The sequence below is a fragment of the Aurantiacibacter gilvus genome (assembly GCF_038289935.1).
Lineage (GTDB): Bacteria > Pseudomonadota > Alphaproteobacteria > Sphingomonadales > Sphingomonadaceae > Alteraurantiacibacter > Alteraurantiacibacter gilvus.
The window spans coordinates 897,772-920,595 of sequence record NZ_JBBYHV010000001.1 but is presented as its reverse complement, the minus strand read 5'-3'; the positions used below and the strand labels follow the sequence as shown (position 1 = coordinate 920,595).

Genomic DNA, 22,824 nt, shown 5'->3' with positions numbered 1-22,824 from the left:
GCACCAAAGAGCTGCAGAACGCAGTCATATGGGCACACCCGCATCTTCCGCTCTTCGCGCAGACAATGCGCCGAATGCTGCTGCACTTTCAGGTTCGGGCGGCGATGGCTTTGGCAGCCTGACCGGCCTCGGCGGACCCAAGAAGTTCAAGAAGAAACCCGTGCTCGTCCTCGATCCCGAGGAGCTGGAGCGCGCTCACATGCTGTTCCAGGAAGCCTCTGCAGAACTGCTGGGCGAGGAAGCGGAACGCGCACCCAAGCCCCCTGCCCCGGCGCTGGGTCTCGCTCCCATGAACGATCGCGACTCCACGCCAGAAGACATGGGCCTTTCCGACGACGACCAGGATGGCGGCGACGACGAGGCGATCCCCTCGGCAGAAGACCTGCTGAAGATGACCTCTTCCCGCCGGGTCGAGGACGAGGAAGAGCAAGAATACGCCATGCGGGCATTGGAAGAGGGCTTCGACGAGGAGCATCGTATCTTCCCCACCCTGCCGGTATTGCCGGCAGAGGAAATCGCCTACGAAGAAGCGGCGGACCTTGGAAGTTTTCAAACGCCCGCGGACGACACCGCAGAGTTGCCGGAAACCGAACTGCCGGGTGTGCCAGTCGAGGCTGCCTACAATCCCGCATCGGGGAACCCACCGCCCGGGGAGCCGTCGTTCAAGCTGTCACCGCTTTCCGTTGGAGAAACCGGGCACGAAGACGAGGAAGAGGAAGGGGAAGCGGAGACCAGCAATCGCTTCGCCGCGCTTTCGCCGCAGATCCGTCGCAAGACCCCCATCCGCCCGCCGGAAGCGGTCGAGGCAGCGGAAGCACCCGCGCCCGAGGCATGGCCGGAACCGCTGCCCGCGTCCGAAGCGGCAGCAGAACCCGAACCAGTGCCAGAGCCGGCACCAACGCCGGAACCCGAGCCGTTGCCCGAGCAGCTCGAAAGTGATCCGTGGAGCAACGAAACTGCCCCGGTTCCGGAAGACGTTGCCCCGCTGCCTGCCGCCGAGCCGGAAGAGCAGGCTGCGCCGGAACTCGATCCGGAGCCCGAAACGAAGCCGGAAACCACGGTCGCCTTCGAACCGACTCCGCGTATCGAAAATCCGCGTATCGAAAACGCTCCGGAAGACCTGCCGGCCAGCCGGCATGTCGGACCGTTCGAACACCAGCGTGCCGAAAGGCATGTTGAAGAGCACGAACCGATGAGCGAAGAGCCGGCCCCCGTTCCCGGCTTTGAAGCGGCCCCGCTTCCTCCTGCGCAATCCGCTCCGGAAGAGCGCGATGAGCTGCCACCTGTGGTACAGGAAGCAGCCGAGCCGCCGCAAGCCGAAGCACCGCTGGGAGAGCCGGAACAGATCGAGCCGCCGCAAGCCGAAGTACCGCTGGAAAAGCCGGAACAGATCGAGCCGCCGCGCCCCTTCGTCGCCGACGACGGTCCGCGCTGGCAGCCCGAGAGCTACGACGCTCCGCAAGACGTCGCTCAGCCCGTCGAGGAAATGCCGGAAATGGCCGAAGCGCCCGAGACAGGCTTCGATCCGGAAGAAGAGAACTTCGACGAACACGACGAGGCAAGCGGCAACTACACCTTGATCGAGGACGAGCCGGTCGACGGTTATGCCTTCATGCAGGCCAGCAGTCCGCGCGGCCGCGCAATCCGGGTTGCTGCTCCGGGCGAAGCCAACAGCCTGCGGGCGCGCCTCATTCGCGAGCGCGGGGAATTGCAGGCGGAGGCCGAACGTGCAGCTGCCAGCCGTTCGATTGTCATGCGTTTCTGGAACTGGCTGCGCGGCCTGTTCGGCTGACCCGGATCACCTGATCCGGTAGAAGTCCGCCACCCGTTCCAGCGCCAGCTTCAGCACCAGCTTGCCGCTGCGCGCCGGCCATTGCAGCGCCTTTTCGGCCACCGGCAGGGTCTCGCCTGCGCAGACCACCCGCCACAGGATATCCTCCAGCCCCTTGCCCGCTTCGCCAAGCGCCGCGCCGAACCGCTGGCGCGCGGCGATCTGCCGCTCTCCGGGCGTCAGGTCCGGGTCCGCCCCGCCCTTCACCCTCACCGGGTCCCAGCGCATGGTGACATGCGGGCCAAGGTTGGCGCGTTCGTAATCGGCCCGCAGCCGCTCGCCCGCGTCGAACAGGCGATCTTCGAGGTGGCCGTGCGCGTAGAGCCAGGCCAGCGGGCTTTCCGCCACGTTGACCGTTACGCTGCGCCGATGGCGCGATGCTCCTCCGCGGCGGCGCGGACCTTCCTCGGTCATTTCACGTTCGACGAGCTTGCGCTGCTGCATGCCTGTTCCCCTCTTTTGGCAGGCTCGCGCCTTGCAAAAGCGAATCGGTTGTAGGAAAGCGGTTTTTGCAACCAGATCGGTTATTTCGGAGCCGCCAGAGTGATCAATCGCATCCGTGACATACGCAAGCAGAAGGGCATGACGCTCGCCGAAGTGGCGCTCGCCTGCAATCCGTCGACCACCGCACAGACAATCGGGCGGCTGGAAACCGGCACGCGCAACCTGTCGCTGGCGTGGATGAACCGAATCGGTGCCGCGCTGGGGGTCGATCCGGAGACGCTGGTGAAAAGCGACGATGTCCAGCCGCCACAGGTGATCGCCAAGCTCACCGAAAGCGGGGCGGAAAGCCTTTCCAGTCCGCGCGATGCCATCCTGCCGACCGAACTGGTCGATGGCTCCGCCCTTGTCTGCCTGAGCATCGAGACCAGCCAGGGCGAATATCGCGGCGGTGACCAGCTGTGGATGCGGCAAGTCGCGCCGGAAGACGCCGGCAACCTGATCAACCGCGACGTGCTGGCCCCCCGCTCCGGCGGACGTTTCGCCTTCGGGCGGCTGATTGACCGGCAGGGCACGCTCGTAGGGCTGCTGCCCCCCGGTATCGGCCAGCGCCAGATCGTCATCGACAACCCGCCGTGGCTCGCCGTTGCCGAAATGCTGGTGAGGAAGCTCTAGTCGAGGCCCGCACGATGCCCCGCGTCCTCTCTATCGCCACGCTCTACCCGAACTCCCACGTTCCGCGTTTCGGCACCTTTGTCGCGCGGCAGATGGAGGCACTTGCCGCGCGCGGCGACTGGGACGTGACCGTCATCAACCCCATCGGCCTGCCGCCGGTGCCGATGGGCCGGTACAAGGCGCTGGCCGATGCCGCGATCTCGCGCGAGGAAGGCGGCGTCGACGTGCGCCGCCCGCGCTTCACGCTGATCCCTGCCATTGGCGGACCGTTTAATCCCGCGATGATTGCCAAGGCCGTGCTGCCTCTGGCGCAGCGCCTGCATGCGCGGGAACCGTTCGACCTGGTAGACGCGCAATTCTTCTATCCCGACGGTCCGGCGGCTGCGCGCATCGCCCTGGAGCTTGGCCTGCCGCTCTCCATCAAGGCACGCGGTGCGGACATCCAGTTCTGGGGACATAAGGGCTATGCACTCAAGAAGATGCTGCGGGCGGCCGACCAGGCGAGCGGCCTGCTGGCGGTGAGCGAGGCGCTGAAGGAGGACATGGTCGCGATCGGCCTGCCCCGCGACAAGATCACCATTCACTATACCGGGCTCGACAGGGAACTCTTCCGTCCACTCGACAAGGCGCAGAGCCGCAAGCGGTTGGCAGACGATTTCAATGTCCAGCTGCACGAAGGCGAGACCCTGCTTGCCAGCGTCGGGGCCCTCATTCCGCGCAAGGGTCAGCAGTTCGTGATCCGCGCCTTGCCGGACCTGCCCGAGGCGCATCTCGTGCTGGTGGGCAAGGGCGACGACGAAGCGTCGCTGCGCGAGCTGGCTTACCAATGTGACGTATCGCACCGCGTGCACTTCCTCGGCAGCCTCGACCATGGCGCCTTGCCGGTCGTGCTGTCAGCCGCCGATATCATGGTGCTGCCGGCGGCGAGCGAAGGCCTCGCCAATGCTTGGGTCGAAGCGCTGGCCTGCGGCACGCCGCTGGTGATTACCGACGCGGGCGGCGCGAAGGAGCTGGTGAAAGCCCCGGAGGCAGGCCGCATCGTCGCGCGGCAAGCCCACGCCATTGCCGAAGGCGTGCGCGAGGTGCTGGCAGCGGGCTATGCGCCCGCTGACGTGGCAAGGACTGTCGAAAGCTTCAGCTGGGAAGCCAACGCGGCGGCGCTGGCGGACTATTACACCCGCCTGATCACCTAGATCTCGCCGCGCGCCTTCTTGTCCTGCCGTTCGGCAACGGTCTCTTCCGGCACGAAGCTGTTGCTGGTCACGCCCAGCCACACCAGGATCGGTGCGGCCATGTAGACCGAGCTGTAGGTACCGACGAAGATACCCAGCGTAATCGCGGCGGTAAGGCCGAACAGGCTGGCCGGGCCAAACAGCAGTAGCGGCAGCAGTGCGACGAGCAGCGTCAAGCTGGTCATCACCGTACGCGCCAGCGTCTCGTTCACCGACAGGTCGAGCAATTCTGGCAGCTCCATCTTGCGGTACTTCTTCAGGTTCTCGCGGATACGGTCGTAGACGACGATGGTATCGTTGAGCGAGTAACCGATGATGGCCAGGATGGCGGCAATGATCTGCAGGCTGAATTCCAGCTGGAACAGTGCGAACATGCCCAGCGTAAGCGACACGTCGTGGAACAGCGCAAACAGCGCACCCACGCCGAATTGCCATTCGAAGCGAATCCAGATGTAGGCGGCAATTGCCAGCATGGCGAAGATCAGCGCCTCCAGTGCCGTGGCACGGAATTCGCTCGAGACCTTGCCCGACACGGTGTCGTTCGAGTCCACGCGGAAGTCTTCGTGCTCTGCCGTCACCGCCGTGATGATCTCGTCGGCAATGCGGTTGGCCGCGGCAGCGTCGCCCTCGGCGCTTTCCGGCAAGCGGACGCGGATCGACACTTGGTTGGCTTCACCGAAACGCTGGATCACCGGTTCGCCCAAGCCAAGGGTGCTGAGCGTCTCGCGCAGTTCACCCACCGGGGCTTCGGTTTCTTCGGTGAAGGTACCGGTGATTTCCTGGCCACCGGCGAAATCCACGCCGTAATTGAGGCCCTTGGTCAGCACCAGTGCCCAGCTGGCTGCGATCAGCAGGCAGCTGATGACATAGAACGGCAAGCGCCAGCGAAGGAACTTGATGTTGGTGTTGTCAGGGACGAGTTTGAGCAGTCGCATGGTTGGTCCCTCCCCTTACACGTGAATTTCGGCCGGACGCTTGGCTTTCAGCCAGCGGGCGACCCACATGCGGGTGAGCGTCACCGCGGTGAAGACCGAGGTGAACAGGCCGATGATCAGGACCACGGCAAAGCCGCGGACCGGGCCGCTGCCGAACAGGAACAGCAGCACACCGGCGATGAAGTTGGTGACATTGGCGTCATAGATGGCACGGCTCGCTTCCTTGTAGCCGGTCTCCACTGCCGCCACGACGCGGCGCCCGCGTCGTCGTTCCTCGCGGATACGTTCGTTGATCAGCACGTTGGCGTCGACCGCCGCACCGATGGTCAGCACGAAGCCGGCGATACCGGGCAAGGTCAGTGTGGTGTTCATGAAGGCCATGATGCCCATGATCATCAGCACGTTGAACACCAGCGCGACCGTGGCGTAGACGCCGAAGCGACCATAGGTGGCGATCATTATCACCACGACCAGCAGCGAGCCCACGCCCATGGCGATCGCGCCCGCGCGAATCGAAGCTTCGCCAAGGTCGGGCCCGACGGTGCGTTCCTCGATGATGGTCAACTCGACCGGCAGCGCGCCGGAGTTAAGCTGGATGGCCAGCTGGTTCGCACTGTCGGCAGTGAAGCTGCCCGAAATCTGCGCCTGGCCGCTCAGGATGGGCTCGTTGAAGCGCGGCGCGGAGATCACCTCGTCATCGAGGATGATGGCAAAGCGCCGACCGACATTCTCGGTGCTCAGCCGCGCGAAGATCGCACCGCCCTGGCTGTCGAAGGTGATGGAGACCACGTCTTCGTTCGTCTGCGGGTCCTTGCCAGCCTGGGCATTGGTAAGGCTGTCGCCGCGCAGGCCGCCGAGGCGGAAGACCGCTTCATACTGGCCCGCCAGTTCGCTGTCGGCGGCATAGGGCACAATCTCGGTACCGGGATTGGTGGCAACCCCCTGCTGCACGTCGCTGGGCAGCGCATTGGGATCGACCAGCTTGAATTCGAGCTGTGCGGTCTGTCCCAGCAGTTCCTTCAAGGCTTCGGGATCTTCGAGGCCGGGCACCTGCACCACGATCCGGTTGTCACCCTGGCGGATGATGGTCGGCTCACGCGTACCGAGACCGTCAATACGGCGACGCACCACGTCGGTCGCGGCGTCCATCGCATTGTCTACTGCCTGGTCGAGCCCCTGGCTGGTCTGCGTCAGGACCAGCTTGTTGCCGTCCAGCACTTGCAGATCCCATTCGCGCACCACGCCGGTACCGTTGATCTGTGGCAGCAATACTTCTCGCGCGCGGTCGATCTCGCTCGAGTCGCGCAGGGTGACCTCCAGCCGCCCGTCCGCGCTCGAAGTTTCGATCACACCGATTTCGGGTTCCGCATCGGAAAGCGTCTGCCGAACCGAATCTTCCATCGATTCGAGCCGTTGGCGTTCCACGTCGGCAGGGTCCGCTTCCAGCAGGATGTGGCTGCCACCGGCAAGGTCAAGCCCGAGGTTGATCTGCGGGTCTTCAGCCCATTCGGGCACCGATGCGCCGGTAAGGGCGAGGATCGAAGGCAGCGCGGCCAGGGCCAGCACCAGAGTTACAACCCAGAGCGACAAACGCTTCCAGAGAGGAAAATCGAGCATGAATTACTGTCCCGAAGCCTGCGTCAGTCGTTGGCGGGCTTGCCGCCGGGCTGGATGATATCGCTGATGGTCGACTTGACGATCTTCACCCGCGTATCCTTGGCGATCTCGACTTCGAGGTATTCGTCATCAACCTTGGTCACCTTGCCGACAATACCGCCGGAGGTAAGGACCTGGTCGTTGCGCTTTACCGAAGCGACCTTTTCGCGGTGCTGCTTGGCCTGCTTCATCTGCGGGCGGAACAGCAGGAACCAGAAAATCAGGATCATGCCGATGATCGGCAGGAAGCTCATCAGGCCAGCACCAGCAGGTGAAGCTCCGGCAGCAAGGTAATCTAGCATCAAACGGGGTCCGTCTCGATCAAAGGAAACATTAGAGTGGGGTGGCCGCGGCGAGGTTCAAGTCGCACCCTCCCCGGCACGTGAGGCGCGCGCCTAGCAGCAATGGCCATGTGTGGCAATCGAGCCTCACTTTGGTTGGGACAATCCGATGGTTGCCAGACCCGAAAGCCGCTACTATAGGCGCGCTCTCCACTGGTATCGGGACGTGGCGCAGTCTGGTAGCGCACTATACTGGGGGTGTAGGGGTCGCTGGTTCGAATCCAGTCGTCCCGACCAGTGGAATTCCCCTCCTAACCATGCCTTCAGCTAGAGGAACTGCGTCTCGCCGTTCTCGTCTACGGGATTGCGATTGTTTTCCGAGCACTGGAATTCGATCAGGCTGCCGTGCCGGTCCCGCGCATAGCGCATGGTGACTTCCCACGGTTCAGCGAAAGCTTCGGGGTCGGTCATGCGCATTTCGTTCACCAGCACGTCCGGATTGTCGGGATCGAGGTGGATTCGCTCCACCAGGCGGAACTGGTCAGAGTGCCGCGCACCGTCGTCGATCTCGAGATCGGCGGAAATGCCGACCGTGTCGATCACCAGCGTGTCCCCTTCCCAATGGCCGATGGAATGGCCGTGATAGCTTGGGTCGATATCGTCGGGATGCGGATGCTCGCGTCCATCGGTCCAGACGGTACGCGTCTGCATCCAGGCTTCCTGGTTGATGGTGACGCGCCCCGGCGTAAACAGGAATTCGTAGGGGTACTGCGGCAGCATCATGATCCGCGGCAGGCCCGGCGGCGAGCAATTGCCGCGTGGACGCATTTCGACGCCGTTGTTCGCGCGCACTTCCTCGCGCCACTGTTCCAGCATGGCCAGGTATTCGCCCTGCAACTGCGGCTGCGACGGCGCTGCATCGCGGCTCCGCTGGACGAACCATATCCCGCCCCAGTCGGGCAGTGCATCGAGTTCGGCATAACGGCCTTGCGGGAATCCGGCGCTGTCCTCTGCCGCCGCGAGGCCTTCGGGCACCGGCGAGGATACCTGCGCCTGCACCGCCACGGCCCCCGTCAGCAGGGCCAGCGTCAGGATGGCCCGCTTCATTCAACGTCCCCCAGCGTCGTACCATCTGCCAGCTCGACGCCGACATAGCTGCCGCCCTGCGCACCGCTGCGCAGCGGGTGGACCCAGATGCGCACCCGGTCGCCATTGCGCAGGGTGCGGCGCGTCCAGCCTTCCTGCACCAGGTTGTTGGGGCTGGTCATCTCGATGGACCAGTGCTCGGTCTCGCCGCCCGACCGCACGTCGGCGCGGATGAAGGCATGCGGGTTCGACCAGCGGAACTGCGTGACCGTGGCATCCAGCACGACGGTGCGCTGCATGTCGAACATCGAGTAGGAATGGTGCGCCGATCCGGGCATCGGGGCGAGCACGGCGAGTGCGAGAACGACAGCTGCGATCCTGGTGATTTTCATCTCTGTCCTCCTCACAAGTTCGGCACGTTGACGGGGCTGCCGTTGCGCGGCAGCCCGGAATCGAGTTCGGTCCCGTCTTCCTTGGTCAGGTAGAGGAACAGCCCGCCGTGGCGCCCGTCGCGCAGCGGGTTCATCCGCAGCACCACCTCTTCGCCCGGACGCAGCGACGTCCGCCGCCAGCCCTGCCGGCGCAGGTTGTTGGGGCTGTTCAGTTCGATCGACCAGTGCACCACCCTGCCCTGCTGCGGCACGTCCAGTTCGATGAAGGCGTGCGGGTTGGTCCACTGGAATTCGGTTACCGTGCCTTCCAGCGTCATGATCTCCCGCTGGTTGAACATGGCAAAGCTGTGGTGCGCCGAAGCGCCGCCGCTCAGGGCAAGCGCGACCGCGAACAGGGCAAGGACCATCCGTTTCATTCGCTTACCCCTTCGATCTCGCTCACCCCGCGCTCTTCCGCCGCCTCGCTGCCAAGGTCCGTACCCGGCAGGTTGGCATTGTAGGCGAGGATGCAGTTCGCTTCGTTGATGTCGGTGTAGTCGGCGCGGTTGAAGCTCTTGGTGGAACGCCACTCGCCTTCCCACATCTGCGGATCGGTCATGATGTATTCGATCGTCATCACCTCGTTGTCGTCGCCCGACAGGGTGATGCGCTCGGTGATCTCGAACTCGTCGCTGATCGGGATGCCGTGGTCGATCCAGTGGTTGTCCGTCTCGAAGTACCTGCTCTCGACCACCAGCGTGTCGCCTTCCCAATGGCCCACACTCTCGCCGTTGTAGCTGGGAACGACGAGGTCCGGATCGGAAAACTCGCGCCCGTCGAGGAAGATGGTCCGCACCGAGTTGTTGAAGCCGGAAATCATGTAGATCGCCGTGGGCAGCTGGATGAAGGCATGCGGCCAGACGCGCGTCATGATCATCGGCATGCCCGGCGGGTAACACTGGCCGATGGAATCGCGATAGGTCCGTCCCTCGGCCTGGGCAGCGGCGCTGTCGATCAGCGCTTCGACACCTTCGGGGCCGAAGCGCGGGTACGGCGGGCCGAACAGGTAGTGCGCGAACCCCTCGCTCAGGTCGACAAACCAGGTGCCGGTAATATCGATGGGAGCAGGCGGCCGCTCGGCATTGAGGTTGGCTGGTGCCAATGCGCCGAGATAGCCCGGATGCTTGGGGACCATCTCCTCCAGCCGTTCGGGCGGGATCGGGGTATAGACCCGCTCCACCTCCGGCTGTTCCAAAGGTGCATCCTGCGCGGCGGCTGGCGCAGCTAGAGCCGCGCCCGCCAGAATCACCGCAAAACAATAGCGTGAGTGCATTGCGTCCCTCTCCTCTCCGGCAAGCAATCTGCCGGATGGGGAGAGGGACCGCAAGCACCAGAGAGAACCAGGCCAAGAATGCACCGGACTGCCGGAAGAGAGCCTGAGCTCGGGGCCGAAGCGGCGACCAACAGGCCTCCCATTCTCGCTCAGATTTCCGCCAGCGCCTGCTCCAGATCGGCGATGATATCGTCGACGTGCTCGATGCCCACGGAGATGCGCACCACGTCCGGACCGGCTCCGGCAGCGACCAGTGCATCGCCTTCAAGCTGGCTGTGGGTGGTGCTCGCCGGGTGGATGATGAGCGAACGCGTGTCGCCGATATTGGCGAGGTGGCTGAACAGTTCGACGCCCTGCACCAGCTTCACGCCCGCCTCGTAGCCGCCCTTTACCCCGAAGGTGAACACCGCCCCGCCCTTGCCGCCAAGGTACTTGTCCGCCAGTGGCTTGTAGGGATTGCCCTCCAATCCGGCATAGCTGACCCAGTCGATCTTCGGATGGTCCTGCAGCCACTTGGCCACCGCCAGCGCATTGTCGCAGTGGCGTTCCATGCGCAGGGCGAGCGTTTCCATGCCGGTCAGCGCCAGCCAGGCATTCTGCGGCGCCAGGGCCGGGCCAAGGTCGCGCAGGCCCAGCACGCGGCAGGCGATGATGAAGGCGATGGGACCGACCGGCTCCAGCGCGTCGACCAGCACTGCGCCGTGGTAGGAGCCGTTGGGCTGGGTCAGGCTGGGGAACTTGTCGCCCTGCGCCTTCCAGTCGAACTTGCCCGAATCCACGATCACCCCGCCGATGGAATTGCCGTGACCGTTGAGGAACTTGGTGGTCGAATGGGTGACGATATCCGCACCGTGTTCGAACGGGCGGCACAGTGCCGGGCTGGCCATGGTGTTGTCCACGATCAGCGGAACGCCGCCTGCGTGCGCGATATCGGCAATGGCCTGGATATCGGTGACGACGCCGCCCGGATTGGCGAGGCTTTCGATGAAGACACAGCGCGTCTTGTCGTCGATGGCCGCGCGCACGTTCTCGACATCGTCGGTGTCGACAAAGCGCGTCTCCCAGCCGAACTTGCGGAAACTCTCGCCCATCTGGTTGAGTGAACCCCCATAGAGCTTCTTCGCCGCGACGATATTGCAGCCGGGCTCCATCAAGGTGTGGAAGGCGATCAGCTGCGCGGCGTGCCCGCTCGCCACGCCCAGCGCGCCGACACCGCCTTCGAGCGCGGCGATCTTCTGCTCCAGCGCATCGTTGGTGGGGTTCATGATGCGACTGTAGATGTTGCCGAATTCCTTGAGCGCGAAGAGGTTCGCGGCATGCTCGGCATCGTTGAAGACGTAGCTCGCCGTCTGGTAGATCGGCGTGATCCGCGCATTGGTGGTGGGGTCAGGCTGCTGTCCCGCGTGGATGGTGAGCGTTTCGATCTTCTGGCTCGTCATGATTGTTCCCTTCCGTGTCCGTCGACTGATTGCGCGGCTTCCTCTGCCGCCTCCATGCACTCGCCTTCCCGATGTTGGATTCGAAAGCGACCGTACTCGGGGCGCTGTTCGATCCAGAATGTGCCGCGCACTTGTCCCTGGTCAGGAGCGCGCGTCGAAGGCGAAGTTCACCGTCACATTGCCACCCAGGTTCGCCGCGCTGTCTCCCACGCCCACACTGAAGGCGTTGCGGTCAACCGTCGCCGAGCCCGAGACCGAGCGGCTGTTGCCGCTGCCGCTAAGCGTGAAGGTGATGCGCTGCGGACGGCTGACGCCTTTGAGGGTGAGCGTCCCGTCCGCCTCGTAGCGGTTGCCCGACACGCGCCGCACCGCGGTGCTGCGCCAGGTCGCCTGCGGGAAGGAACTGGTGTTGAAGAAGTCGGCCCCGCCGAGCATCGAATCCTGCGTGGCATCGCCCAGCGTGGCGCTGGCAAGGTCGACGCGGATGCTAATCGTCGCACTTTCCGGCGCGGCGGGGTCCATGGTGATGTCGCCGTTCCAGCTGGCGAAGCGGCCGTTCAACGCCGCGCCTGAGTTGGTGACGCTGAAGCGCAGCGAACCGCCCGGCTGGATGGTCCAGCTCGGCGGCGGACCGGCGGGTGCAGGGGCAGCAGCCACCTCTTCTTCTTCCGCAACGTCATCGGTCCCTTCAGCCTCATCACCATGGACATGGTCGTGGCCGTCGTCGGCGAGCTCGCCCTCTTCCGCTGCGTCGTCGGTGTGGTGGTCCTCCGTGACCCCATCCTCGTGCGCGTGATCATCAGTCTCGCCGGGTGCATGGTCGGTGGCGTGATCGTGCTCTTCTTGCTGCGGACCGCCCAGTCCGAAGAAAACGCCACCCGCCAGCAGCAGCACGGCACCCAGCATGCCCAGCGCCATGCCCCCTTTGTCAAAGCTCATGCGCGCGAGCAGCCCGTCCTTGAGCAGGAAATGATGCCGCAGTGCGCCCGCAACGTGCAGGACGAACAGCCCGATGCCGACAAAGGCAAGGATTTCGTGCGTTTCCCCGGCCAGTTCATTCCACGCCTCGCCAATCGGCAGATGCGGCAGCGGGATAACGCCGAACAGCACGGTCGGCACGTTGATGGGGTCGGATGAGACAATCGCCCAGCCCGCCAGCGGCGTGCCAATCATGAACAGGTAGAAAAGCACGTGCACCAGGCTGGCGAGCTTGCCTTCCCAGCCTCCCTCCAGCGGCGCAGGCGGCTTGTGTGTGAGGCGCCAGCCGAGTCGTGCCAAGCTGAGTACCAGAATGGTGATGCCGATCGACTTGTGCAGCTGGTACAATGCAAAGCCGCTGGCGTCCTTCGGCATGGCAAAGCCGAGGGCGATCTCGCCCGCCAGGGCCAGCGCAATCAGCCAATGCAGTACGATGGCTCCGGTCGAGTAACGTTGCGTGGTGCTCAAACCCAGTCTCCCTTTCGGCGGGCATCGCTATTGCCGCAGAGGCTGCGAAGCAAGTTCGGCCTTTCCTACACATTTGCCGCTGCAACACACCATGCTGCGAATCCAACAGTGTGGAGCCCCCCAATGTCCCTCCTCGAAACGCTCATCGGCCCGATAACCTCGATCATCGACAAGGTGATCCCCGACAAGGAAGCGCGCGATCGCGCCAAGCTGGAACTGCTCAAGCTGGAAGGCACGCAGGAGATGCAGCTGATCGAGGCGCGCCTTTCCGCCATCGTCGCCGAAGCCAATTCCACCGATCCCTGGACCAGCCGCGCCCGCCCCAGTTTCCTCTACGTGATCTACGTGCTGCTGCTGACGGCCCTGCCGATGGGGCTGCTGTCGGCCTTTTCGCCCGCCACCGCGCAGGACATTGCCACCGGCATGAACGACTATCTCTCCGGCCTGCCCGAACCACTCTACGCGCTCTTCGGCACCGGCTACCTCGGCTACACCGCCGCGCGGCAATGGGGGAAGATCAAGGGCGTGGAGCGCTAGGCGGACGCCATCGAAGCGCAGCGCAAGATGCGCAGGCGCACCTTACTCGCCGTCGTGCACTATCATGACGTGAGACCACAGTTCGCCGCTGGCCATGACGTAAGGCATGTTACCTTCGGATTCGGTAATCACGCCCATATTCTCCGCAATTGCCCGCGGAATGTGCAGGGATTGCCAGCGGTCCATCTCGTCCGTCCAGGCCGTTGCGTCCTCGGTTAGGGAGGTCAAAGGGCCAATCATGCGATAGCCCGCTGTGGGTGCCATCGTCACGTGGAGTGTTCCCGCTTCCATCTCTTCGGCGATCTGCAGATCGATGGCAGACCGCTCAACGCCCAGTGCGCGAAGCTGCCGGAGACGGTAGATGTAGGTGATGAACTCGCGGTGATAGCAGCGAGCGTCGAACCTGTCGTCGCCCGGCGGATCGGCCATGCAAACCATTATTCCGTCGCCTTCGCGCAGTACACGGACAGCCGCATCTTCGTCCAACGAGACAATCGTGGCATCATCGCGCAGCGCAGTGGGCAGCGGAAGTGTCGCGCTTTCAAGCGGCAAATTTCCCACTGCCGGTGATTGTGCTGCTGCAAGGACAGCAAGCAATGTTAGTCCGACCATCGATCCCCCCAAGTTTCCCCATCGCGACCTATCAGCCGACAGGTCGACCACCTAGCGGCAAATCAGGCGCGGCACTTTCTAATCGTGATGCATCAAGCTAAGCAGCGCGCATGACTGATACTGTTTTCGTACTCAACGGCCCCAACCTCAACCTGCTCGGCGTGCGCGAGCCGGAAGTCTACGGCGCGGATTCGCTCGACGATATCGCTGGACGCCTCGAAGATCGCGGCCAGGCACTAGGCCTCGAAATCGAGATGCGCCAATCGAATCACGAAGGCCACCTGTGCGACTGGCTGCACGAGGCGCAGGCTGAGGGTGCCAAGGCGGTGATCCTCAACGCAGGTGCCCTCACCCACACGTCGCTCGCGCTGTATGACGCCATCCGTTCCATCAAGACGCCGGTGATCGAGGTGCACATCTCGAATCCCGCCGCGCGCGAAGCCTATCGCCACAAGAGCTACGTCGGCATGGCTGCGCTTGGGACGATTTCGGGGTTTGGCGCCTACGGCTACGAGCTGGCGCTGGACGCTGCAGCCAAGCTCTGACAGCGCGCCAGCCCTTGCCTTGCGGCAAGAAGGTCTCTAGCCGCAGGCTTCCAGACAATGGTCGCAGAATGGGGAATGCATGCCTGAGACGAAGGGCAAAACCGCTCGCAAGGGTGGTCTAGAAGTCGACACCGCGCTGGTGCGCGAGTTGGCCGACATCCTGGCCGAAACCGGCCTGACCGAAATCGAAGTCGAGGACGACGATCGCAAGATCCGCGTGTCGCGCGCCAGCGTGGCTGCGGCTCCGGCGGCTGTCGCCGCACCGGCAGCGCCGGCTGCGGCACCGGCAGCGGCTCCCGCCGATCCGGCTGCGGCACCGGCCGAACCCGCGGGTGAAGCCGTTGACCTCGCCAATGCGGTCAAGTCGCCGATGGTCGGTACGGCCTACCTCGCGTCCGATCCGGGCTCGCCCAACTTCGTTGCTGTCGGTGACAGCGTGAAGAAAGGCGCGACCCTGCTGATCGTCGAGGCGATGAAGGTGATGAACCCTATTACCGCCCCGGCGGACGGCACGGTGAAGGCGATCCTGGTCGACAACGGCGCGCCCGTGGAATTCGACCAGCCGCTGGTGGTCGTGGCCTAAGACATGGGCATTTCGCGCATCCTGATTGCCAACCGCGGCGAAATCGCGCTGCGAATCCACCGCGCGGCACATGAAATGGGGATCGAGACGGTCGCGGTGCACTCCACCGCCGATGCCGAGGCCATGCATGTGCGTCTGGCCGACCATGCCGTGTGCATCGGCCCGCCCTCGGCCACGGAGAGCTACCTCAACCACGCCGCCATCATCTCCGCCGCCGAAATCACCGGCGCGGATGCGATCCATCCGGGCTATGGCTTCCTGTCGGAGAACGCCAAGTTCGCCGACATCGTCGAAGCCCACGACATCAAGTGGATCGGGCCCAAGCCCGAACATATCCGCACGATGGGCGACAAGGTGCAGGCCAAGCTTACCGCAGGCGCACTGGGCCTGCCGCTGGTTCCGGGCAGCGACGGGGCCATTTCCGATTTCGACGAAATGCGCAGGGTCGCTGACGAGATCGGCTATCCGGTGATCGCCAAGGCCGCCGCTGGCGGTGGCGGTCGCGGCATGCAGGTCATTCCCGATGCGGAATCGATGGAACCGCTGGTCAAGCGCGCCATGAACGAGGCCAAGGCCGCCTTCGGCGACGACACCATGTACCTCGAGAAATACCTCGGCAATCCTCGGCACATAGAATTCCAGGTGTTCGGCGACGGCCGCGGCAATGCCATCCACCTGGGTGAACGCGACTGCTCGCTGCAGCGCCGCCACCAGAAGGTGTTCGAGGAAGCGCCCTCGCCCGTCATCACGCCCGAAGAGCGCGAACGCATGGGCGGCATCGTCGCCAAGGCCATGGCCGACATGGCCTATCGCGGCGCGGGCACGATCGAGTTCCTGTGGGAAGACGGCGAGTTCTACTTCATCGAGATGAACACCCGCCTGCAGGTGGAACACCCGGTGACCGAGGCCATTACCGGCGTCGACCTGGTGCGCGAACAGATCCGCATTGCCGACGGCAAGGACTTGTCGGTGAAGCAGGAAGAGCTGGTCTTTTCGGGCCACGCCATCGAATGCCGTATCAATGCGGAGGACCCCTTCACCTTCGCACCCAGCCCCGGCAAGATCGACTACTACCACCAGGCCGGCGGCATGCATGTGCGCGTCGATAGCGGGCTCTACGCCGGCTACACGATCCCGCCATATTACGATTCGATGATCGCCAAGCTGATCGTCTACGGCCGCACCCGCGAAGGCTGCCTGATGCGCCTGCGCCGCGCGCTGGAGGAAATGGTGATCTCGGGCGTGAAGACCTCGATCCCGCTGCACCAGGAACTGCTCAAGCAGCCCGACGTGCTTAGCGGCGATTACACCATCAAGTGGCTCGAGGAGTGGCTCGCAACCCGCGACAGCGCTGACGCGGAGGGCTAGTGCCCCAGCTTTACGATCTCGGTGCCCTGATCGGCGGCCTGCTGCTGCTTATGCTGGGCGGCGACCTGCTGGTGCGCGGCGCCGTGCGGCTGGCAGAGCGGTTGGGCCTCTCGCCCATGCTGATCGGGCTGGTGATCGTCGGGCTCGGTACCTCCACGCCTGAACTGGCTGCCAGCGTCCAGGCTGCGATAGCCGAATCACCCGGGATTGCGCTCGGCAACATCGTCGGCTCCAACATCGCCAACCTGCTGCTGGTGCTGGGCACCTCTGCGCTGATCGCGCCCATGCTGGTGGAGCGGAACGCCCTGTGGCGCGACGGCGGTGTCGGCCTGGTGGCAGCCCTGGCGCTGGTGGCCGCTTCGTTCACGCTAGGGCTGGACCGGCTGGTCGCCATGGCCTTCCTCGTGGCGCTCGCCGCCTACATCTACTGGGCCTACCGTACGGAGAAGCTGGTCCCGCCAGACCATCCGCCGAGCCATGACCACACCGCCGCCTTCGACCGCGCCGAGGCAGCCCGCGAATTCGACCCCGAACTGGCACCGCACGCAACGCCTACCGGCAGCCTTGCCGGGGCAATCCTGCTGTTCTTTGTCGGCCTCGCCATCATCGTCGGCGGCGGAACGCTGCTGGTGGACGGCGCGGTGGCCATCGCTTCAGCCATGGGCGTCAGTGAAGAAATCATCGGCCTGACCATCGTCGCCTTCGGCACCTCGGCGCCCGAACTGGTGACATCGATCATCGCCGCCGCGCGCAAGCAGAGCGAGATCGCGCTGGGCAACGTGCTCGGCTCCAACATCTACAATCTGCTGTTTATTGGCGGCGTCACCGGCATGGTCGCGCCCGGCCCCGTGCCCGAGAAAATTGTCCAGTTCGACTTGCCGCTGGCGACCCTCGCTGCACTGGTGGTTATGATTTTCGCCTATACTGGCGGGCACATCAATCGCCGCGAGGGCGGCCTGCTGTTCGCTGCCTACCTCGCCTACACCGCGTTTACCTCCGGATTGATCTAGTCGAAGGTGAAGCCCGCGGCCTTGGCCTCGGCGAGCACTTCTTCGCCGGTCTGGCGACTGTGCGTGCCAGCGAGTTGGCACCAAGCCGGTGCCTCGTCACTGAAAATCTCCTTTTCGATCGAATACTTGGCCGCATCATCAAACAAACCCGCGAGGAAGCTGCGGTTGCCGGTCGGAAGGAACTTGTACCACAGGTTGGAGCCGCAGGTGCCGCAGAACGCGCGCTCGGCCCAGTCGCTCGACCTGTAGACGGTGATCGCCACCTCACCGGCAATCTCGAAGCTCTCGCCCGTCAGCGCGGCATAGAATGAACCGCCCCAGCGGCGACACATGTCGCACTGGCAGATCTCAACGGATTGCTTGGGCTGCGAAACAGAGATCGACACAGCTCCGCACAAGCAGTGGCCCTTTATGGTGCCAGCCATGGCCCTACTCCAGCGGAACCCCGGGTTCGTGCTTGCTGGTGCGGATCGTCAACGAGGTCTTCACGCTGGCCACGTTCGGTGCCGGCGTCAGCTTGCTGGTGAGAAATTCCTGGAAGCTCTGCAGGTCGCGGCTCACGATCTTCAGGATGAAGTCGATTTCGCCGTTGAGCATGTGGCACTCGCGGACTTCGGGCAGCTGCTTGATGTGGTCCTCGAAAGCCTTGAGGTCTTCCTCCGCCTGGCTGCGCAGGCTGACCATGGCAAAGACCGTAATGGCAAAGCCCAGCTTGCTCGCGTCGAGATAAGCGTGATAGCCGCGGATAACGCCATCTTCCTCCAGCGCGCGGACACGGCGCAGGCATGGTGGTGCGGTCAGCCCCACCCGACGTGCAAGGTCGACATTGGTCACCCGCCCCTCAGCCTGCAATTCGGCCAGCAGCCGGCGGTCAATCTTGTCGAGTGTGGACATTGCCAAGGCCCCCTTCTGGAATCCGCTTATTGACGCATGATTCGGGTAATATCCGTCATGCCATCCCTCTCATTCGCGGAATAATGTTCTTTAATAACGCAATTGTCCCCTTTTGCAACGCGTCGAGCCTTAACCATGTTTGCGTCGCGGGACCCGGCTATTGGCAGCATCGCAAATTCTTAAACCTGTTTGACGCCGGAGCCCGATGCTGTTCGATGATCGCCTTGCCACTGTGCTGCGCAAACGCGCCAGTAGCGAGGCGGGATTGCGTACGCAATTCAGGCAGTTGCTGGACCTTCTGGGCACCCGCCCAACGCGTCTTTCGGGCCCTGCTCTGGCACGACTCGCCGGCGCGGCGCGCCTCCTGACCGCCGCCGAGGTCGAACGCCTTCTGGTGAAGCCGACGCTGAGGTCGGGAAATCCGCGCATGGGCACCATCGCCGGCTTCGTGCGGCTTGACGAACTGCAGCGGAATATTCCGCAGGACGCGCAGTCAGCCATCCTGCGCGAACCGGGACTGCGCCTGCGCAACCCGGCCATGGTCGCCTTCCTCGCCGAGGGCGATCCCAAACCCGCCGCTGCGGCAATGGCGACAGCCCGGCTGACCGAGGAACAGTGGTTGGACCTCATCCCGCAACTGCCCGTTACCGCACGCGGCTTCCTGCGCCATCGCCGCGACCTGCCGCAAGGCGTCAAGGAGCTGCTGGGAAAGCTGGGCGTGCGCGATCTGGTGCTGCCCGGCGCGATCGATCTCGGCGAGGTGGCAGAAGTTCCCGCCGCCGCGCCGCCCAGACCCCAGCCACTGGCTGAAACAGCGCCCTTGCGCGATCCTGCCATCGCCGACCTGCGCGCACGGATCGAGGCGTTCCAGCAGAACCGCACGGCCGCCAGCCAGCACCCGCGCCTACCGCTGGGCGATGCGGCGCACCTTCGCGATAGCACGCCGGAGCAGATGATCGACCTCGCGACCGATGCCGAAGGCGTGGTGACCCATGCCGAGGGTCGCAGCGCCCCCATGCTGGTGGGACTGGTGCTGGCCTCGGCCCATCCCGGTGCACTGGTCGAGCTGAGCGAAGCGACACGCCTGCAGCTGCTACGCCGCCAGCCGCTGCGCCAGGCCGCGCTGACACTGGACGCCGCGCCGGAGATCAGCGGCAACTGGCGAATGGATGCCGTGCCGTTGTTCAACCCGGCCACCGGCAGCTTCACAGGCTATGCTGCACGACTTTACCGGCCCAACCTCCCTGCCCATGAGGAGAGCCAGGACAGTCCCGGCGACGCCATGCGCCAGGTGCTGCACGAACTGCGCACGCCGGTGAATGCGATTCAGGGCTTTGCCGAGATCATCCAGCAGCAGCTGTTCGGCGCAGTCCCGCACGAATACCGCGCCCATGCCGCTGCCATCGCAGTGGATGCCGCCAAGCTGCTGGCTGGCTTCGACGAGGTTGACCGGCTGGTAAAGCTGGAAAGCCACGCAATGGACCTGGAAGAGGGGCAGGCCGACTTCCGCGCCGCCCTTGCCGAGACCATCCGCCGCCTCGAAGGCGTCCTCCGCCCCCGCAATGCCGGGTTTGCACTGGACGTTACCGGCTCGCCGTTCACCGTCCCCATCGCTCGCGATGAAGCCATGCTGCTGTCCTGGCGGCTGCTCGCCACCGCGGCAGCCGCGTTGGGACCGGGGGAAACCGCCCAGCTTGACCTGTCGAGCGACGGTGAGGAGCTCTGCTTGCAGCTCGAGGTGCCCGAAACCCTCCGCAATGCCGCTCCCGACACCAGCCGTGAGGGCCAGCGCCGCAAGGTCGTGAGTGCCGGAATGTTCGGTCCGGCTTTCACCTTCCGGCTTATCGAGGCCGAAGCGCGGGCTGCTGGTGGATCGCTGAAATGTGCAGGAAATAAGGTTGAATTGCGTTTACCATCCGTTGACGCCGCAGATGCGATAGGGGATCCCGAGACGCGGGCTGACGACGGTTCAGCCTGAAAACCGGGGAGACCAATTCTTGGCCACGGGCAATCTGCTCGAACCGCCAACGGCAAGCGCTCGTGCGCGCTTTGCCGATGATACCCCGCGTTTCCTGCTGACCGTCGATACCGAGGAAGACTTCGACTGGAACCAGCCGCTGTCGCGCGACAGCCACGGCATCGAGCACGTGCCCCGCCTCGCCAAGTTCCAGGAGTTCTGCGAGAACGAGGGTGTCGTGCCGATCTACCTCGTCGACTGGCCAATCGCCAATTCGGACTATGCGGCGCAAATACTCACCGGGCCGGTGGCGGCAGGAAAGGCCGAGATCGGCGTCCAGCTTCATCCCTGGGTGAACCCTCCGTTCGAGGAAGAGGTCAACCAGTTCAACTCCTTCTCCGGCAACCTGCACCGGCGGCTGGAGCGCGGCAAGTTCACCCAACTGCGCGACATGATCGAGAAGCGCTTCGGAACTGCCCCGCTGATCTACCGCGCGGGGCGCTATGGCGTGGGACAGAACACGGCAGAAATCCTGGTGAATCAGGGCATTGCCATCGACACTTCGGTCCGCCCCCTGTTCGACTATTCCAGCGCTGGCGGGCCGGATTATCGCGGCCATCCGCTGCATCCCTACTGGGTCAACGACGAACATACCCTGCTCGAGCTGCCGCTCACTACCAGCTACTGGGGCATGCTGCGGCGGCAGGGAAACCTGATCTACCCACGTCTGTGGCGGGCGCCCTCCATGCGCGGCGTGCTGGCCAAGCTGGGCCTGCTCGAACGCGTTCCGCTGACGCCCGAAGGCGTCAGCGTCGAAGAGGCTATCCGGGGGATCGACATCGCGCTCGACGATGGCCTGCCGATGCTGGTGTTCAGCTTCCACAGTCCCTCGCTGCGGCCCGGCTCCACCCCCTACGTGCGCGACGATCAAGACCTCGACGCGCTTTACGACTGGTGGCGGCGGATATTCGCCTACCTCGCTCAGCGCGGAGTGAAGGCCAGCAGCGTCAAGGACGTGATGGCAAGCGTGCAGCGCTGAAGGCTATTCTTCTTCGTCTTCGTCGACCGTGCCGGTGACGGTGCGCCCCACCCATTCCGCCGCGCCCATGGCTTCGCCCGCATCGGGATTGAAGCGCGGACTGGTGGCGGTGATGTAGTTGCGCACGATGGTGTTGCCCTCGTGGCAGGCATATTCGAACATCTCGTAGTCGTCATTGCGCGACCACGGGAAAGCCAGCTTGAAGGGTTCGGTCAGCACCACCGGATCGTCGATCCAAGCCTCGTAGAACAACGTGTCGGGGCCGACCGGGGTGATCCGTTCCACCATGCGCTGCTGGTCGCTGGTAGGCAGCGGCTTGTTGCCGGGGCCGACGATGTTGAGCGGGGTTTCGCCGGTCAGGTTGGTGGTCACGATAATCAGGGAATCACCGTCCCAAAACCCGCGCGACTGGCCCAGCCACGGGCGGATCTGGTCCGGCAGGCGCGGCGTATCGCCGATGGGGATGATGCGCGTCTCGTGCACCAGTTCGAGCTGCAGCACCACGAACCCGGGCGACTGGAACACGCGCACGCCGTTGTTGTAGGGGAACGGCGTCATCGAACTCGGCAGCCCGCGCGAAATGCACAGGTCGAGCGAGTTGAAATCCTCGATCCCCTCGAACACGTCGTGCGACCAGCTGGAGAGCATGTTGGCAGAGCGCCGCTCGCCTTCTTCGGTAAGTTCCGGATGGCGGCCGTTGGCAGGTTCCATGATCAGCGAGGTCTGGCGCAGCGGCTGTCCCCATTCGAACCAGTGCCCCGCGCCGATCTCGCCCTCGGCATCCTCGCGTTCGTAGCCTTCCGCCGCAGCCTCGGCAGCGGCAAGCGCCTCGGCATATTCCTCGTCCGTGAGATAGGCTTGTTCGCCCAAGGCTTCGGGCCGGGCGACAGGCGTTCGGCCTACGGCATCGAGCGGCCAGATACCGCGCAAGTCCGGATCACCCCAAGAGGTGCGCGGGGCTTCCCAGCTCTCCCCGGCAACCTGCGCCCCGGCCAGGACGGCCATCTCGCGCGGCGACAGGTCTTCCTGTGCCAACGCGGGGGCGGCGATGAGCAGGGCAATTGGAATGGCAAGGTAACGCATGGCTTCTTCTCCCGGACGCAATAGTAGCGCGATCCGGGACAAGGGCCAATGCTGGCAAGAATGGTCGGGGAGACAGGATTCGAACCTGCGACCCTCTGTTCCCAAAACAGATGCGCTACCAGGCTGCGCCACTCCCCGAGCCGACGAGGCCCCTAGAGATTGCACGATATCGGCGCAAGCACGAAAGCCGTTCCGATTGGCAGTGAACGGCTTTCGCTCCGTATTTTCCTCTGGACTGAATTGGCGTTTCGAAGAGGCATGCGCGCGATCATGGCGGCCCAACCTGCGCGAACCTGACCAGCGTGCGGCTGGGACAATGACGAGCTCGTGGCTGCCTATTGCCCGGCCCCGATCAGGAGGACTGCCTGCAGGATAGTGACGAAGGATGGTGGGCCCGGCAGGACTCGAACCCGCGACCTAGCCGTTATGAGCGGCCAGCTCTAACCAACTGAGCTACAGGCCCCAACCAA

Annotated in this window: 24 protein-coding genes and 3 tRNA genes; 11 read left to right on the top strand and 16 right to left on the bottom strand. The window is 64.3% G+C overall.

Annotated features, from left to right (window positions below):
* The first annotated feature begins 28 nt into the window (after nucleotides 1-28).
* Nucleotides 29-1,792: a hypothetical protein gene (locus AAEO60_RS04565; RefSeq protein WP_341672459.1), complete on the top strand. Its 1,764-nt coding sequence runs from the start codon at nucleotides 29-31 to the stop codon at nucleotides 1,790-1,792.
* Nucleotides 1,793-1,798: 6 nt separating this feature from the next.
* Here AAEO60_RS04565 and AAEO60_RS04560 read toward each other — a convergent pair whose 3' ends face one another.
* On the bottom strand, nucleotides 1,799-2,275 hold the full coding sequence (locus tag AAEO60_RS04560; protein WP_341672458.1) for a DUF6456 domain-containing protein: 477 nt from the start codon (nucleotides 2,273-2,275) through the stop codon (nucleotides 1,799-1,801).
* A 99-nt stretch (nucleotides 2,276-2,374) separates the two neighbouring features.
* Here AAEO60_RS04560 and AAEO60_RS04555 point away from each other — a divergent pair, with 99 nt between their 5' ends.
* Together AAEO60_RS04555 and AAEO60_RS04550 are read left to right on the top strand one after the other, a co-directional pair.
* Entirely contained in the window at nucleotides 2,375-2,947 is a 573-nt protein-coding gene (locus AAEO60_RS04555) for a helix-turn-helix domain-containing protein (protein WP_341672457.1), read from the top strand.
* 14 nt (nucleotides 2,948-2,961) lie between these two features.
* A complete protein-coding gene (locus tag AAEO60_RS04550; RefSeq protein ID WP_341672456.1) occupies nucleotides 2,962-4,140 on the top strand; it encodes a glycosyltransferase in 1,179 nt (392 codons plus the stop codon).
* Here AAEO60_RS04550 and secF read toward each other — a convergent pair.
* The 3 genes from secF to yajC are packed head-to-tail and all read right to left on the bottom strand — an operon-like array spanning nucleotide 4,137 to nucleotide 7,072.
* Nucleotides 4,137-5,114 carry a protein translocase subunit SecF gene (gene secF / locus AAEO60_RS04545; RefSeq protein ID WP_341672455.1) on the bottom strand — a complete coding sequence of 326 codons (978 nt, stop codon included), beginning with the start codon at nucleotides 5,112-5,114 and terminating at the stop codon, nucleotides 4,137-4,139. The two genes, AAEO60_RS04550 and secF, sit on opposite strands and share 4 nt — an antisense overlap.
* 15 nt (nucleotides 5,115-5,129) lie before the next feature.
* Nucleotides 5,130-6,731, bottom strand: a complete 1,602-nt coding sequence (secD, locus tag AAEO60_RS04540) for a protein translocase subunit SecD (protein ID WP_341672454.1) — start codon at nucleotides 6,729-6,731, stop codon at nucleotides 5,130-5,132.
* 23 nt (nucleotides 6,732-6,754) lie between these two features.
* Complete coding sequence (gene yajC / locus AAEO60_RS04535) at nucleotides 6,755-7,072, bottom strand: preprotein translocase subunit YajC (RefSeq protein ID WP_341672453.1); 318 nt, start codon at nucleotides 7,070-7,072, stop codon at nucleotides 6,755-6,757.
* A 199-nt stretch (nucleotides 7,073-7,271) separates the two neighbouring features.
* On the opposite strand from yajC, the gene AAEO60_RS04530 reads away from it, so the two are divergent.
* Nucleotides 7,272-7,348: transfer RNA gene (locus AAEO60_RS04530), tRNA-Pro, on the top strand.
* A 30-nt stretch (nucleotides 7,349-7,378) separates the two neighbouring features.
* Here the strand turns inward: AAEO60_RS04530 and AAEO60_RS04525 are convergent.
* From AAEO60_RS04525 to AAEO60_RS04500, 6 genes are all read right to left on the bottom strand, one after another.
* The gene (locus tag AAEO60_RS04525) at nucleotides 7,379-8,158 is read right to left on the bottom strand and encodes a hypothetical protein (protein WP_341672452.1); all 780 of its coding nucleotides are present in this window, start codon (nucleotides 8,156-8,158) and stop codon (nucleotides 7,379-7,381) included.
* Nucleotides 8,155-8,529 (bottom strand): DUF6152 family protein, encoded by a 375-nt coding sequence (locus tag AAEO60_RS04520; protein WP_341672451.1) that lies wholly within the window; start codon nucleotides 8,527-8,529, stop codon nucleotides 8,155-8,157. The genes AAEO60_RS04525 and AAEO60_RS04520 overlap by 4 nt, the downstream gene beginning before the upstream one ends.
* An 11-nt stretch (nucleotides 8,530-8,540) precedes the next feature.
* On the bottom strand, nucleotides 8,541-8,945 hold the full coding sequence (locus tag AAEO60_RS04515; protein ID WP_341672450.1) for a DUF6152 family protein: 405 nt from the start codon (nucleotides 8,943-8,945) through the stop codon (nucleotides 8,541-8,543).
* A complete protein-coding gene (locus tag AAEO60_RS04510) occupies nucleotides 8,942-9,841 on the bottom strand; it encodes a hypothetical protein (protein WP_341672449.1) in 900 nt (299 codons plus the stop codon). Before AAEO60_RS04510 ends, AAEO60_RS04515 begins: the two co-directional genes overlap by 4 nt.
* Before the next feature lie 149 nt (nucleotides 9,842-9,990).
* Nucleotides 9,991-11,280 carry an O-acetylhomoserine aminocarboxypropyltransferase gene (locus tag AAEO60_RS04505; protein WP_341672448.1) on the bottom strand — a complete coding sequence of 430 codons (1,290 nt, stop codon included), beginning with the start codon at nucleotides 11,278-11,280 and terminating at the stop codon, nucleotides 9,991-9,993.
* A gap of 141 nt (nucleotides 11,281-11,421) precedes the next feature.
* Nucleotides 11,422-12,726, bottom strand: coding sequence for a cytochrome b/b6 domain-containing protein (locus tag AAEO60_RS04500; RefSeq protein ID WP_341672447.1), 1,305 nt, complete (start codon nucleotides 12,724-12,726; stop codon nucleotides 11,422-11,424).
* Between the two features lie 123 nt (nucleotides 12,727-12,849).
* Here AAEO60_RS04500 and AAEO60_RS04495 point away from each other — a divergent pair, with 123 nt between their 5' ends.
* Nucleotides 12,850-13,263: a holin family protein gene (locus AAEO60_RS04495; RefSeq protein WP_341672446.1), complete on the top strand. Its 414-nt coding sequence runs from the start codon at nucleotides 12,850-12,852 to the stop codon at nucleotides 13,261-13,263.
* A 42-nt stretch (nucleotides 13,264-13,305) separates the two neighbouring features.
* Here the strand turns inward: AAEO60_RS04495 and AAEO60_RS04490 are convergent, their stop codons facing one another.
* Complete coding sequence (locus AAEO60_RS04490; protein ID WP_341672445.1) at nucleotides 13,306-13,824, bottom strand: hypothetical protein; 519 nt, start codon at nucleotides 13,822-13,824, stop codon at nucleotides 13,306-13,308.
* 161 nt (nucleotides 13,825-13,985) lie between these two features.
* Between AAEO60_RS04490 and aroQ the strand changes: the two genes are divergently transcribed.
* From aroQ to AAEO60_RS04470, 4 genes are all read left to right on the top strand, one after another.
* Nucleotides 13,986-14,420 (top strand): type II 3-dehydroquinate dehydratase, encoded by a 435-nt coding sequence (gene aroQ / locus AAEO60_RS04485; RefSeq protein ID WP_341672444.1) that lies wholly within the window; start codon nucleotides 13,986-13,988, stop codon nucleotides 14,418-14,420.
* A 79-nt stretch (nucleotides 14,421-14,499) separates the two neighbouring features.
* Nucleotides 14,500-15,003: an acetyl-CoA carboxylase biotin carboxyl carrier protein gene (accB, locus tag AAEO60_RS04480; protein WP_341672443.1), complete on the top strand. Its 504-nt coding sequence runs from the start codon at nucleotides 14,500-14,502 to the stop codon at nucleotides 15,001-15,003.
* A 3-nt stretch (nucleotides 15,004-15,006) separates the two neighbouring features.
* Entirely contained in the window at nucleotides 15,007-16,371 is a 1,365-nt protein-coding gene (accC, locus tag AAEO60_RS04475; protein WP_341672442.1) for an acetyl-CoA carboxylase biotin carboxylase subunit, read from the top strand.
* Complete coding sequence (locus AAEO60_RS04470; protein WP_341672441.1) at nucleotides 16,371-17,381, top strand: calcium/sodium antiporter; 1,011 nt, start codon at nucleotides 16,371-16,373, stop codon at nucleotides 17,379-17,381. Before accC ends, AAEO60_RS04470 begins: the two co-directional genes overlap by 1 nt.
* Here the strand turns inward: AAEO60_RS04470 and AAEO60_RS04465 are convergent.
* A complete protein-coding gene (locus AAEO60_RS04465; RefSeq protein WP_341672440.1) occupies nucleotides 17,378-17,806 on the bottom strand; it encodes a GFA family protein in 429 nt (142 codons plus the stop codon). The two genes, AAEO60_RS04470 and AAEO60_RS04465, sit on opposite strands and share 4 nt — an antisense overlap.
* Nucleotides 17,807-17,810: 4 nt before the next feature.
* Nucleotides 17,811-18,275 (bottom strand): Lrp/AsnC family transcriptional regulator, encoded by a 465-nt coding sequence (locus AAEO60_RS04460; protein WP_341672439.1) that lies wholly within the window; start codon nucleotides 18,273-18,275, stop codon nucleotides 17,811-17,813.
* A gap of 205 nt (nucleotides 18,276-18,480) precedes the next feature.
* Here AAEO60_RS04460 and AAEO60_RS04455 point away from each other — a divergent pair, with 205 nt between their 5' ends.
* A complete protein-coding gene (locus AAEO60_RS04455; protein ID WP_341672438.1) occupies nucleotides 18,481-20,253 on the top strand; it encodes a sensor histidine kinase in 1,773 nt (590 codons plus the stop codon).
* A 19-nt stretch (nucleotides 20,254-20,272) separates the two neighbouring features.
* Nucleotides 20,273-21,271 (top strand): polysaccharide deacetylase family protein, encoded by a 999-nt coding sequence (locus AAEO60_RS04450; RefSeq protein WP_341672437.1) that lies wholly within the window; start codon nucleotides 20,273-20,275, stop codon nucleotides 21,269-21,271.
* A gap of 3 nt (nucleotides 21,272-21,274) precedes the next feature.
* On the opposite strand, the gene AAEO60_RS04445 is transcribed toward AAEO60_RS04450, so the two are convergent.
* From AAEO60_RS04445 to AAEO60_RS04435, 3 genes are all read right to left on the bottom strand, one after another.
* Nucleotides 21,275-22,354: a hypothetical protein gene (locus tag AAEO60_RS04445; RefSeq protein ID WP_341672436.1), complete on the bottom strand. Its 1,080-nt coding sequence runs from the start codon at nucleotides 22,352-22,354 to the stop codon at nucleotides 21,275-21,277.
* 61 nt (nucleotides 22,355-22,415) lie between these two features.
* A tRNA-Pro gene (locus AAEO60_RS04440) sits at nucleotides 22,416-22,492 on the bottom strand.
* A 248-nt stretch (nucleotides 22,493-22,740) separates the two neighbouring features.
* A tRNA-Ile gene (locus AAEO60_RS04435) sits at nucleotides 22,741-22,817 on the bottom strand.
* Nucleotides 22,818-22,824 lie beyond the last annotated feature (7 nt).

Bases quoted from the DNA above. Each gene is read 5' to 3' on its own strand.
- AAEO60_RS04565 (WP_341672459.1), top strand. From the start codon at position 29: ATGGGCACACCCGCATCTTCCGCTCTTCGCGCAGACAATGCGCCGAAT.
- AAEO60_RS04560 (WP_341672458.1), bottom strand. From the start codon at position 2,275: ATGCAGCAGCGCAAGCTCGTCGAACGTGAAATGACCGAGGAAGGTCCG.
- AAEO60_RS04550 (WP_341672456.1), top strand. From the start codon at position 2,962: ATGCCCCGCGTCCTCTCTATCGCCACGCTCTACCCGAACTCCCACGTT.
- secF (WP_341672455.1), bottom strand. From the start codon at position 5,114: ATGCGACTGCTCAAACTCGTCCCTGACAACACCAACATCAAGTTCCTT.
- secD (WP_341672454.1), bottom strand. From the start codon at position 6,731: ATGCTCGATTTTCCTCTCTGGAAGCGTTTGTCGCTCTGGGTTGTAACT.
- yajC (WP_341672453.1), bottom strand. From the start codon at position 7,072: ATGCTAGATTACCTTGCTGCCGGAGCTTCACCTGCTGGTGCTGGCCTG.
- AAEO60_RS04525 (WP_341672452.1), bottom strand. From the start codon at position 8,158: ATGAAGCGGGCCATCCTGACGCTGGCCCTGCTGACGGGGGCCGTGGCG.
- AAEO60_RS04520 (WP_341672451.1), bottom strand. From the start codon at position 8,529: ATGAAAATCACCAGGATCGCAGCTGTCGTTCTCGCACTCGCCGTGCTC.
- AAEO60_RS04515 (WP_341672450.1), bottom strand. From the start codon at position 8,945: ATGAAACGGATGGTCCTTGCCCTGTTCGCGGTCGCGCTTGCCCTGAGC.
- AAEO60_RS04510 (WP_341672449.1), bottom strand. From the start codon at position 9,841: ATGCACTCACGCTATTGTTTTGCGGTGATTCTGGCGGGCGCGGCTCTA.
- AAEO60_RS04505 (WP_341672448.1), bottom strand. From the start codon at position 11,280: ATGACGAGCCAGAAGATCGAAACGCTCACCATCCACGCGGGACAGCAG.
- AAEO60_RS04495 (WP_341672446.1), top strand. From the start codon at position 12,850: ATGTCCCTCCTCGAAACGCTCATCGGCCCGATAACCTCGATCATCGAC.
- aroQ (WP_341672444.1), top strand. From the start codon at position 13,986: ATGACTGATACTGTTTTCGTACTCAACGGCCCCAACCTCAACCTGCTC.
- accB (WP_341672443.1), top strand. From the start codon at position 14,500: ATGCCTGAGACGAAGGGCAAAACCGCTCGCAAGGGTGGTCTAGAAGTC.
- accC (WP_341672442.1), top strand. From the start codon at position 15,007: ATGGGCATTTCGCGCATCCTGATTGCCAACCGCGGCGAAATCGCGCTG.
- AAEO60_RS04465 (WP_341672440.1), bottom strand. From the start codon at position 17,806: ATGGCTGGCACCATAAAGGGCCACTGCTTGTGCGGAGCTGTGTCGATC.
- AAEO60_RS04460 (WP_341672439.1), bottom strand. From the start codon at position 18,275: ATGTCCACACTCGACAAGATTGACCGCCGGCTGCTGGCCGAATTGCAG.
- AAEO60_RS04455 (WP_341672438.1), top strand. From the start codon at position 18,481: ATGCTGTTCGATGATCGCCTTGCCACTGTGCTGCGCAAACGCGCCAGT.
- AAEO60_RS04445 (WP_341672436.1), bottom strand. From the start codon at position 22,354: ATGCGTTACCTTGCCATTCCAATTGCCCTGCTCATCGCCGCCCCCGCG.